The 11,603-nt window shown below is 70.5% G+C and carries 8 protein-coding genes; 2 read left to right on the plus strand and 6 right to left on the minus strand.

Features of this window, described 5'->3' with window-relative positions; all coding sequences use genetic code 11:
* The first annotated feature begins 315 nt into the window (after positions 1-315).
* Positions 316-1,467: a ribonuclease D gene (gene rnd, locus H8B08_RS14910; RefSeq protein ID WP_187450981.1), complete on the plus strand. Its 1,152-nt coding sequence runs from the start codon at positions 316-318 to the stop codon at positions 1,465-1,467.
* A 15-nt stretch (positions 1,468-1,482) separates the two neighbouring features.
* Here the strand turns inward: rnd and H8B08_RS14915 are convergent, their stop codons facing one another.
* The 3 genes from H8B08_RS14915 to H8B08_RS14925 form a co-directional block, all read right to left on the minus strand.
* On the minus strand, positions 1,483-2,982 hold the full coding sequence (locus H8B08_RS14915) for a Ppx/GppA phosphatase family protein (protein ID WP_187450982.1): 1,500 nt from the start codon (positions 2,980-2,982) through the stop codon (positions 1,483-1,485).
* On the minus strand, positions 2,969-5,167 hold the full coding sequence (locus H8B08_RS14920; RefSeq protein WP_187450983.1) for an RNA degradosome polyphosphate kinase: 2,199 nt from the start codon (positions 5,165-5,167) through the stop codon (positions 2,969-2,971). Before H8B08_RS14920 ends, H8B08_RS14915 begins: the two co-directional genes overlap by 14 nt.
* Before the next feature lie 74 nt (positions 5,168-5,241).
* Positions 5,242-5,916 (minus strand): chromosomal replication initiator DnaA, encoded by a 675-nt coding sequence (locus H8B08_RS14925; RefSeq protein ID WP_370545488.1) that lies wholly within the window; start codon positions 5,914-5,916, stop codon positions 5,242-5,244.
* A 208-nt stretch (positions 5,917-6,124) separates the two neighbouring features.
* Between H8B08_RS14925 and aspS the strand changes: the two genes are divergently transcribed.
* Positions 6,125-7,909 (plus strand): aspartate--tRNA ligase, encoded by a 1,785-nt coding sequence (gene aspS / locus H8B08_RS14930; protein WP_187450984.1) that lies wholly within the window; start codon positions 6,125-6,127, stop codon positions 7,907-7,909.
* Between the two features lie 69 nt (positions 7,910-7,978).
* Here the strand turns inward: aspS and H8B08_RS14935 are convergent, their stop codons facing one another.
* The 3 genes from H8B08_RS14935 to H8B08_RS14945 all read right to left on the minus strand — a co-directional run.
* Positions 7,979-8,737 (minus strand): pentapeptide repeat-containing protein, encoded by a 759-nt coding sequence (locus tag H8B08_RS14935; protein ID WP_255500860.1) that lies wholly within the window; start codon positions 8,735-8,737, stop codon positions 7,979-7,981.
* Between the two features lie 179 nt (positions 8,738-8,916).
* Positions 8,917-9,402, minus strand: coding sequence for a pentapeptide repeat-containing protein (locus tag H8B08_RS14940; protein WP_187450986.1), 486 nt, complete (start codon positions 9,400-9,402; stop codon positions 8,917-8,919).
* 68 nt (positions 9,403-9,470) lie between these two features.
* The coding region (locus H8B08_RS14945; RefSeq protein ID WP_187450987.1) for a ribonucleotide reductase at positions 9,471-11,603 on the minus strand (2,133 nt) is incomplete at its 5' end.

The following is an 11,603-nucleotide window of genomic DNA, read 5'->3' on the forward strand; positions in this document are numbered from 1 at the left end:
GGCGCGCACTTGCGCAAGCGCGCGCGACGCGCGGCTATAACGACTTCATGCACCTGCTGACAACCAACGAGGCGGCTGTCGGGCGGCTTTTGGCGTCGCAGTTCGGCGGCGGTCCAGGCCCGGAAGGCGACGCCGGGACGCGGCGGCTTGCGGAGACCTGTTGTGATTGGAGGGCGATAGCGGCATTACCGGGGGTAACGTCCGATGCGCTCCGCTTTACGTCCTGATCTTCGCTCAGCCGACAGCTCGGGACTTAACGGCGGGCGGACGGACCTTCGATATTCCAAGGCTTTGCCGAGGCCATAAGCACCTCCTATGACGCCCATCACGAGTAACGAGGCGCTGGTCGAATTTTGCGCCCGCCTGTCTCAGTCGCCGTTCGTCGCCGTGGACACCGAGTTCATGCGCGAAACCACCTTCTGGCCCAAGCTGTGCCTGATCCAGGCGGCCACGCCGGACGAGGCGGGGGTGATCGATCCCCTGGCCGAAGGCCTGGACCTGAAGCCGTTCCTGGATCTTCTGGCGAATCCGAAGATCGAGAAGGTGTTCCACGCCGCCCGCCAGGACGTGGAGATCTTCTCGAACCTGGGCGTGATTCCCCAGCCGATGTTCGACACCCAGGTGGCCGGCATGGCCGCCGGGTTCGGCGATCAGGTCGCCTATGATTCGCTGGTGCGGCAGATGCTGCGGGTCGAGATCGACAAGGCCAGCCGCTTCACCGACTGGAGCCGCCGGCCGCTGTCGCAGGCCCAGCACGACTACGCCCTGGCCGACGTGACCCACCTGGCCAAGCTCTATCCGAAGCTGCGCGCGCGGCTGGAAAGCGAGGGCCGCCTGGCCTGGGTGGCCGAGGAGATGAAGGCGCTGATCGATCCGGCGCTTTACGAAACCGATCCCGAAATCGCCTGGAAGCGTCTGAAACCCAAGCGCTTTTCGGCCAAGTACCTGGCCGCGTTCAAGGCCGCGGCGGTGTGGCGCGAACGGACCGCCCAGGAGCGCGACCAGCCGCGCGGGCGCATTCTGAAGGACGAGGCGATCGACGAGATCGCCACCCAGCTGCCGCTGGATCCGGACGCCTTCAACCGCCTGCGCGCCGTGCCCAAGGGCTTCGGCAGCTCGCGGCTGGGGACCGACCTGATCATCACCCTCAAGCAGGCCCTGCAGGACCCGGAGGCCAACGCGCCGGAAGTCGAGCGCGAGCCGCGCCGCGACCCGGCCCCCGGCGCCGTGGTCGAGCTGCTGAAGGTGCTGCTGAAGGCCAAGTCCGAGGACGCCGGCGTGGCGCCGAAGCTGATCGCCACCGTCGCCGACCTGGAGCGCATCGCGGTGGACGACAAGGCCGACGTGGACGCCCTGAACGGCTGGCGCCGCAAGGTGTTCGGCGAAGACGCCCTGAAGCTGAAGCGCGGCGAGCTGGCCTTGGTGCTGAACGGCGCCAAGGTCGAGGTGGTCGAACTGGAGAGCTGAGCTCTCCAGTCCTGATCAGGCCGGGCGCATCACCAGCTCGACGCCCAGCGCCGTGGCCAGGGCCTGGGCGCGCTTGGCGGTCTGTTCGCCCAGCAGCATGTCGGCCGAATCGGCCCGCGCGGTCAGGCACAGCCGGCCGTCGCTCTGCAGCGATACCGCGGAGCGGGTCAGCAGGGCGGGACTGCGGGCCGACAGGTCGCAGCCGAGGCGCAGGGCCAGGCCCAGGGCGCGAGCCCGGTCGACGCGTTCGTCGTAGAGCAGCCGGTTGATCGCATCCTGCTCGGGCGTCGCGCCGGAGCCGCCGTAGCGGGCGAACACGGCCGCCGCCAGGAAGGCGCGTTCCGGGTGGCTCTGGCCGCCCACCGGCGCGCGCAGCACCTGGGTGAAGGCCAGGTCGGCGCGATGATCGGGGTGCAGGCGTGCGCCGATGTCGGCCAGCCGGGCGGCCGATTCGACCACGATGCGGTCGCGCCCGTCGCCGAACACCGGCTCCAGGTCGTCGAACAGCGGATGCAGCCAGGCCGCGAGCGCCTGGCCGAGGCCTTCCGAGGCCCCCTGACGGGCGCCGATGGCGAAACAGCCCTCGACCAGCGGATCCAGCCGGCGCACTTCCGGCGGCATGGCCTCGAACAGCATGCCCTCGCGCACGCCGTAGGCGGAGAACACCACCCGCTCGAAGCCCAGCCGGTCGACCAGGGCGTCCAGCACGACGGCGGAGTAGGGCAGGGTGTCGACCCGCTTTTTCGCAACGCCGGGAATGCGTTCCAGAGAGTTCTTCGATTGCTTTGCGATCAGCCGGGCGAGCGCCGAGGCGTCGCGGGCGGGGATCTCGTACTGGTGGACGATCTGCAGCGGATAGTCGGTCATCCGCATGTGGATCAGGGCCAGGTTACGCCAGGCCCCGCCCACGGCGTGGAAGGTGCGGCCCTTGAAGTCGGCGTTGGCGCCCTTCAGGCGCTCGACCGCGGCGCGGCGGACGACGTCGGCGTCGAAGCCCTTCGGCGCGCCCAGCGCGAACGGCCCGAGCGGCAGGGTGATGCCGGCCGACAGATCGCCGTGGTCGACCCGCGTCAGCTCCAGGCTGGAGCCGCCCAGGTCGCCGACCACGCCCTCGGCCTCGGCCGAGCCGGCGATCACGCCCAGCGCCGCGTAGCGGGCCTCCTCGGGGCCGCTGAGCACGCGGATGTCCAGGCCGATCTCGCGGCGCACCCGCTCGATGAACTCGGGACCGTCCTCCGCGTCGCGCACGGCGGCGGTGGCGGCGGTGTGAATTTCCTCCGGGCGCGAGGCGTCGATCACCGCCTTGAAGCGGCGGAGCGCGGCCATGGCGTCGCGCACCCCGTCCGGCGACAGCCGGCCGGTGGCCTCCACGCCGCGCCCGAGTCCGGCCAGGACCTTCTCGTTGAAGACGGTCCAGATCGCCCGGCCCTCAAGCCGGTAGATCACCAGGCGGACGGAGTTGGACCCGACGTCGACGACGGCGGCGTCGCGCCCGGGCCGATCAGCGTGCGGCATACTCGATCGCGCCGGGCAGGTCTTTGACGCTACGGCCGCGGCCGGACAGGCTCGGATTGGTCATGAAGTACTCGTGGGCCGAAAACGGCTTGTCGATACCGCCGACATCGAAGCGGCGATAGTGCCCGCCGGGTTCCAGATACCAGCTTTGCGCTTCGTCCTTCAGGTTGGCGACCATGATCTGGTCCAGCACCTGCCTGTGAACCGTGGGGTTTTCGACCGGAACCAGGGCCTCGACGCGGCGGTCGAGGTTGCGCGGCATCCAGTCGGCCGACGAGATGAACACCCGCGCGTCGTCGCTGGGCAGCGGCTTGCCGTTGGCGAAGCAGACGATTCGGCTGTGCTCCAGGAAGCGGCCGACGATCGACTTCACCCGGATGTTCTCCGACAGGCCGGGGACGCCCGGGCGCAGGCAGCAGATGCCGCGCACCACCAGCTCGATGCGCACCCCCGCCTGGCTGGCGCGGTAGAGCGCGTCGATCACCTCCGGGTGGACCAGGGCGTTCAGCTTGGCCCAGATGGCCGCCGGCTTGCCGGCCCGGGCGTTCTTCACCTCCTGCTCGATCAGCTCGATCAGGCGGTCTTTCAGGCCCAGCGGCGAGACGACCAGTTTCTCCATCGTCTCGGGCCGGGCGTAGCCGGTGATGTAGTTGAACACCCGCACCGAATCCCGGGCCAGGGCCGGGTCGGTCGTGAACAGCGACAGGTCGGTGTAAATCTTGGCGGTCACCGGGTGGTAGTTGCCGGTGCCGAAGTGGCAGTAGGTGCGCAGAGCCTCGCCCTCGCGGCGCACCACCACCGACAGCTTGGCGTGGGTCTTGTACTCCACGAAGCCGAACACGACGTGCACGCCGGCCCGCTCCATCGCGCGCGCCCAGCGCAGGTTGGCCTCCTCGTCGAAGCGCGCCTTGATCTCCACCAGGGCCGTGACGTTCTTGCCGTTCTCGGCCGCCTCGATCAGGGCCGCCACGATCGGGCTGTCCTTCGAGGTCCGGTAGAGCGTCTGCTTGATGGCGATGACGTTCGGGTCGCGGGCGGCCTGGCGCAGGAACTGGACCACCACGTCGAAGCTCTCGAACGGGTGGTGGACCAGGATGTCCTTCTCGCGCACCGCCGCGAAGCAGTCGCCGCCGTGGTCGCGGATGCGCTCGGGGAAGCGCGGGTCGAACTGCGGGAATTTCAGGTCCGGCCGGTCGGCGGGGATCAGCTGGTTGACGTGGGCCAGGCCGATCACGCCGTCGATCAGGAGGATGTCCTGCGGCTCCGCGTGCAGGTGCTCGACGATGAAGGCGCGCAGGTCGGCGGGCATGGCCGCCTCGATCTCCACCCGCACCACGGAGCCCAGGCGGCGCTGCTTCAGCAGGGCCTCGAACTCGCGCACCAGGTCTTCGGCTTCTTCCTCCAGCTCGATGTCGCTGTCGCGGATGACCCGGAACACCCCCTTGGCCTCCACCGTGCAGCCGGGGAAGAGGTGGTCGATGAACAGCACCAGCAGGTTCTCGAGCGAGACGTAGCGCCGGTGCGCCTTGCCGACCTTCCGGGCGCCGTTGGGCAGCTCCCAGAACCGGTGCACCTGCTGGGGCACGGGCACCAGGGCGTAGAGCGGCTTGCCGTCCTTGCGGCGCAGCTTCAGCGCCAGCGAGAAGCCCAGGTTCGGGATGAACGGGAAGGGATGGGCCGGGTCGATCGCCAACGGCGTCAGCACCGGGAACAGCTGGTTGAGGAATTCCGGCTCCAGCTTGGCCAGCTCGGCCTTGGTCACCTTGTCCGGGTGGACGACCTCCAGCCCCTCCTTGCCCAGCAGGTCGCGCAGCAGCCGCCACTGGCGCTGCTGGCGGGCCATCAGGGCGCCGGCCGCGTCATTGACCTTGTCGAGGATCTCGCCGGGGGTCAGGCCGTCCTGACTGACCACCCGCACCCGCTCGCGCACCTGGCCCTTCAGGCCGGCGACGCGGACCATGTAGAACTCGTCGAGGTTGTTGGCCGAGATCGACAGGAAGCGCAGCCGCTCCAGCAGGGGGTGGCGCTCGTTCTCGGCCTCTTCGATCACCCGCTGATTGAAGGCCAGCCACGACAGTTCGCGGTTGAAGAAGCGCTCCGGCGACGCCAGCAGCGCCTCGTCCAGCCGCGACTTGGGCGCGTGGGAGGAGGGAACCTCGGCGTCGGCGATCGCAACGTCGGTCATCGGCAGGCCTTGGAAAACGAAGCGCGCGAGTGTGCGCGCCGCATTTGTATCAGGGCAAGTCGGTCAAGCGTGTGTCAGTCGAAAAGATCCGGCTCGGCGTCGAGGATTTCGCGCGCCAGGGCGCGGGTGACCGGGCGCAGCTCCGGTCCGGCCGCCTCCTCCAGCTGGGCGACCACCTCGCGGGCCTTCGGCACGGCCCGCTCGATGCGGCGAACCAGATAGGCCAGCAGATCCTCCGAGGGGCGGATGCTGCTCTGCTCGAAGAAGCGCAGCAGCACGCCGCGCAGCACCGCGTCGTCCGGCCCGCCCAGCTCCACGACGCGGAGCGCATTCAGCCGCGAGCGCAGGTCGGGCAGGGCGCAGTCCCAGGCGGCCGGGGCGCGGCGCGCGGTCAGCAGCAGGCCGCCGCCCGGCAGGGCCGCCAGGTTGATCAGGTGGAACAGGGTCTCGTCGTCGAGGCCCTCGGCGTCGTCGACCAGCACCGGCCGGCCTTCCAGCCCCGCCAGGTCGACCTGGCCGGCGTCCTGGGGGCGCAGCACGGCCGCGCCGGTCCGTTCGGCCCAGTCGCGCGCCAGGTGGGTCTTGCCCGCGCCCTCAGGCCCGACCAGCGCCAGCGCGCCGCCCAGCCAGTCCGGCCAGGCGTCGAGCGCGCGGACGGCCGCCTCGTTGGTCGGCGAGACCACGAAGTCTTCGCGCCGGAAGGAGGCCGGGCGCTTAAGTTTCAGGCTGAGTTGGACGCCTTCGTTCACGACCCGTCTTTACCAAGTCGCGGCGCAGGCCGCGACGCGGCGCGGGGCGTCCGGGGCGCAAAGCGCGTGGATATCTGGCGCTCAGCTGTGGAGAGCCGGAACAGCGAGCTTCGCCTTGAAGTTGCCCGTCCTCTCCCGCGAACCTTGACAAGGTAGGCCCTGCATGCGCCCTTCCGCGCTTCCTTTTTTGTTCGCTCCCCCGACGATCATGCACGCCTATCGCTCGCACACCTGTGGCGCGCTGCGCCTTGAACACGCCGGCCAGACCGTCCGTCTGTCGGGTTGGATCCACCGCAAGCGCGACCACGGCGGTCTGCTGTTCGTGGACCTGCGCGACCACTACGGCCTGACCCAGCTGGTGCTGCACCCGGGCACGCCGGGCTTCGACGTGGTCGACAAGCTGCGCGCCGAGAGCGTTATCCGCATCGACGGCGAAGTGGTCGCCCGCACGCCGGAGACCGTGAACCCCAACCTGCCGACCGGCCAGATCGAGGTTCGCGTCAAGACGGCCGAGATCCTGGGCGAGGCGCAGGAGCTGCCGCTGCCGGTCTTCGGCGAGCCGGACTATCCGGAAGACCTGCGTCTGAAGTACCGCTTCCTGGACCTGCGCCGGGAGACCCTGCACCGGAACATCATCCTGCGCTCGGCCGTGATCTCCTCGATCCGCCGGCGGATGACCGACCAGGGCTTCATGGAATTCCAGACGCCGATCCTGACGGCCTCGTCGCCGGAAGGCGCGCGCGACTTCCTGGTGCCCTCGCGCCTGCATCCGGGCAAGTTCTACGCCCTTCCGCAGGCCCCCCAGCAGTTCAAGCAGCTGCTCATGGTCTCGGGCTTCGACCGCTACTTCCAGATCGCGCCGTGCTTCCGTGACGAGGACGCGCGCGCCGACCGTTCGCCGGGCGAGTTCTACCAGCTCGACGTGGAGATGAGCTTCGTCACCCAGGAAGACGTTTTCGCGGCCATCGAGCCCGTCATGTACGGCGTGTTCGAGGAATTCGCGGCCGGCCGTCCGGTGACGAACTATCCGTTCCCGCGCATCGCCTACCGCGACGCCATCCAGCAGTTCGGCTCCGACAAGCCGGACCTGCGCAACCCGATCCGCATGCAGGACGTGTCCGAACACTTCCGCGGCGGCGGCTTCGGCGTCTTCGCCTCGATCCTGGACGCCTCGCCCAAGCACAAGGTGTGGGCGATTCCCGCCCCGACCGGCGGCAACCGCGCCTTCTGCGACCGCATGAACAGCTGGGCGCAGGGCGAGGGCCAGAAGGGGCTCGGCTACATCTTCTGGCGCGAGGGCGAGGAAGGCGGCGCCGGTCCGATCGCCAAGAACATCGGCCCGGAACGCACCACCGCGATTCGCGAGCAGCTGGGCCTGAACGTCGGCGACGCCGTGTTCTTCGCCGCCGGCGACCCGGACCAGTTCCACAAGTTCGCCGGTTCGGCCCGCACCAAGATCGGCGTCGACCTGGGGCTGACCAAGGAAGGCAGCTTCGAGTTCTGCTGGGTGGTCGACTACCCGATGTTCGAGTGGAACGAGGACGAGAAGCGCGTCGACTTCTCGCACAACCCGTTCTCCATGCCCCAGGGCGAGCTCGAGGCGCTGGAGACCAAGGACCCGCTGGACGTGCTGGCCTACCAGTACGACATCGTCTGCAACGGCGTCGAACTGTGCTCGGGCGCGATCCGGAACCACCGTCCGGAGATCATGCTCAAGGCCTTCGGCATCGCCGGCTACGGTCCGGAAGTGGTCGAGGAGAAGTTCGGCGGCATGCTGAACGCCTTCCGCTACGGCGCGCCGCCGCACGGCGGTCTGGCCCCGGGCATCGACCGCATCGTCATGCTGCTGGCCGGCGCCGAGAACATCCGTGAAGTCATCGCCTTCCCGCTGAACCAGCAGGGCATGGACCTGATGATGAACGCGCCCTCGGAGGTGACGGAGAAGCAGCTGAAGGAGCTGCACATCCGAATCGTCCCGCCGGTGAAGGTGTAAGCCGGCGCGAGCGCTGGATAAGCAAAAGCCCCGCTCTTTCGAGCGGGGCTTTTTTGATTGTGCGTCTGATCAGTCGCGCGGCGGAGCCGGCGGGATCGGCGGCGCCGGCGCCTTCGGCGCCCTGGGCGCCTCGCGGCGGATCAGCATCACCTTGCTGCATTCGTGCGCCACCAGGCCCTTGGGCAGGATGGTGGTGCGGTCGGAGCAGGCGTCGTCGATCTGGTCCTGGGTCAGGCCGCGGGCATCCGACAGGTCGGTCCAGCGCAGGTCTGCGCCATCCAGGCTGGCGCCGCGGAAGTCGGCGCCGCCGAACGCCGCCTTGCGGAACCGCGCGCCTTCCAGCGAGGCGCCGCGGAAGGAGGCGCGCTCGAACACGCCGGCGGTCAGGTCGGCGTTGTTCATCTCCGCGCCCGAGAAGTCGGCGCGGCTGGCGTCGGCCTTGGTGAACTGGGCGTGGATCAGTTCGCTGCTGGAGAAGTTGGCGTGGTTCAGGTTGGCGCGCACGAAGTTGGCGGCGACCAGCTCGGCCCCGGTCAGGCGCGCGCCCGACAGGTCGGCGTTGTTGAACACCACGGCCGGAGCCTCGACGCCGTCCAGCTTGGCGCCGGTCAGGTTGGCGCCGGTGAACACCGTGCCGACCATTTCCGAGCCGGTCAGATTGGCCCGCGAGAAGTCGGCGTCGGAGAAGTTGACGCCCATCAGGGTCGCGCCGCGCAGGTCGGCGCCGACCAGGGTGGCGCCTTCGAAGTCGGCGCCGGTGAAGGTCGCGCCGGCCAGCTTGCGCCCCGACAGTTCGCACTTCGCGCAGGAGCCGCCGAAAGAGACCATCCGGGCGACGTCGCGATCACCGGAGTCGGCGTGAGCCTGGGCCGCTCCCGCGAGCGAAAACGCGAGCGCGGCGGAGGCGAGGCGGGCAGTGATTTTGAAGCCGGGACCAAGCAGAACCATGGGAGCAGAAATGGTCTCTCGGTTCCCGGCACGCCACTTAATTCGTGGTAATGCGCCTTTCAGCGGCACGCGGAAATCCGAAGGCCCGCCGGGAGGCGCGTGCTCTCGTCGCCGCAGGCTGCGACCAACTGCGCGGTCGTCAGTCCCCGCGCGCCGCTGAGGTCGGCGCCGGAGAAGTTGGTTCCCGTCAGCTTCGCGCCAGTGAAGGTCGAACGGCTCAGATAGGCCCCGACGAAGGAGGCGTTGGTCAAATCGGCATTCGAGAAGTCGGCGCCGGTCAGCAACGCCCCATAGCCCTCGACGTCGCGCAGGTCCGCGCCGGCCAGCCGCGCGCCGGCCATCACGCCCAGGCTGAAGTCGGCCTGACGCAGGCGCGCGCCGGCGAAGTTCGGGGCCCGCAGCTCGAGCCCGCCGAGGTCCGCCTGGAACAGATTGCATTTCGGGCAGGCGGCGCCGGTGCGCGCGCGCTCGATCTGGGCCGCGTTCTGGGCCAGGGCCGGGCCGGCGGCCAGCATCAGGGCGGCGGCGAGCAGCAGCGGTTTCATGGGCGGTGTCGCTCCGGGACGGTGGCCTCGCGCCTAGCAGGAACGAGGCCAGCGGGGCGTGGCGGGCCTCAGCCCGCCAGGTCCTCGCGCGCGGCCGGGGTCGCGCCGCAGCTGTCGCACACCAGGTCCGGCCCCTTGCGCACCACCGCCAGGTCGCCGCACGACGAGCAGACGTCGGCCTGGGCTGCGTCCTCGGGGGCGCGGGCGCGCGACTTGGCGCCGAACGGCACCACGACCAGGTTGTCGGGCGCGGCCCCGCGCGCGAAGCCCTTGGAGATGAACTTCGAGGCGGGCAGGGGCGCGTCCTCTTCCTCCTCGGCGTCCACGCGATGGCCGAAGCCGTCCGCGCCGGTCTCGGGCTCGGCGTTGGCCAGGTCCGAGCGGTCCAGGTAGGACACCGCCAGCTCGCGGAAGATGTAGTCGAGGATCGAGGTCGCCGAGCGGATCGAGTCGTTGCCGGTCACGCGGCCGGCCGGCTCGAACCGGGTGAAGACGAAGGCGTCGACGAATTCGTCCAGCGGCACGCCGTACTGCAGGCCGATCGACACCGCGATGGCGAAGTTGTTCATCAGCGAGCGGAAGGCGGCGCCTTCCTTGTGCATGTCGATGAAGATCTCGCCGACCTCGCCGTCGTCGTACTCGCCGGTGTGCAGGTAGACCTTGTGGCCGCCGACCGAGGCCTTCTGGATGTAGCCCTTGCGGCGGTCGGGCAGCTTGCGGCGTTCGCGGGCGCGCTCGACCACCCGTTCGACCACGCGTTCGACCGTGCGGGTCGGTTGCGGGGCGGGGGCGGGCGCTGCGGCGGCCGGACGGGCCGTCTCCGGCGGGGTCAGGTCGAACAGCTGGCGGCTGGGCGGGGTGGAGCGCTTCAGGCGCACGGCGCGCAGGCCGGCCGTGGCGGCGGCCGACTGCAGGCGCGCGGCGGCCGCGTCGTCCTCGTTCCACTGCACGGGCAGGGGCGACAGCGACGGCGCGCCGGAGAACAACTCCAGCGCCGCGGTCATGCTCATCAGGGCGTCTCGGCTCGGCGCGGCGAACACGCCGGCCAGGCCCTCGGGCAGGTCGGCCCAGTCGCGCAGGGTGCCGGCGCCCAGCGTCCAGCGCTCGGCCGCGTCGATCTCCTCGTCGGTGAAGCCGAGGCGGGCCAGCAGGTCGAAATGCGGGTCTTCGCAGTCCTCGGCGCTCAGGCCGAGCGCCTCGCGCAGGAAGCCTTCGCCCAGCACGGCGGTGCAGAAGGCGCCCTGTAGGGTCGGCGAGATCTGCAGCGCGGTCTCGACGGCCTCCAGCTCGAAATCGGTGAAGCCGCGGGCGCGCAGCGCCTCAGGGCCGATGGCGGGCGAGCCGACCAGGGTGCGCCGGCCCAGCACGTGGGCCTGGGCCTCCCACACCGGAACGCCCGCGCCGGTCAGGGCGGCGGCGGTTTCCTCGCTCAGCATGGGGAAGACTTCGCCGTCTTCGGTCTCGGCCTCGGTGACCGGGCCCTTCCAGGGCTGGGCGCCGAGGCGGCGGCCGATCCGCAGGGACAGCTCCGGATCGTAGAACAGGGCCGTGACCTCGGCGTTGCGCAGGCCGGTCTTGCGGGCCGCGCCGCCGGCCAGGCCGTAGAGCTGGGCGGCGCGGGCGGCGAGGGCGTCGCCGCCGTCGGCCAGGGCCAGGGCAGTCTCGCGGGCGGCCTTCAGCAGGTCGCGGCGGGCGCCGCGGTCCTGGGCGTGCTCGGGATAGGCGCCGACGCGGGCGGCGATCTCAGCCGACGCGGACAGCGCCGCGGCGTCGATCAGGGCCAGCACGGAGGCGGCGGCGGCGCGGCCGGTCTCTTCGCCGTAGGCCAGGCCGCGGCGGACCAGCCAGTCCGACAGGCCGGCCGGGGTCAGGCCGAGCGCGCGCCAGTCGCGGCGCAGGCGCGCGTCGGCCGACTTCTCGACGAAGCCCGAGGCGCATTCCAGTTCGAGCGCGACGGTCATCAGCCGCGTGGCTGCTTCCAGGCTGACCTGGTCCAGTTCGCCGTCCTCGGCCACGAAGGCCAGCAGGTCCAGAGCGGCGCGCGGCGCGGTGCGGGCGCGCACGAAGGCGTCGGCGTCGCGCGGTTCGAAGGTGAGGGCCAGCGCCGCGGTCTCGGCCGCGACCGAGGCGGCCAGGGCGGCTTCCGGCGCGCCGGCGGCGACCAGGTCGCGCGCGGCCAGCGCCACGGTCAGGTCCGGGCG

Origin of the sequence: Caulobacter sp. 17J80-11 (assembly GCF_014349105.1) — a bacterium.
Lineage (GTDB): Bacteria > Pseudomonadota > Alphaproteobacteria > Caulobacterales > Caulobacteraceae > 17J80-11.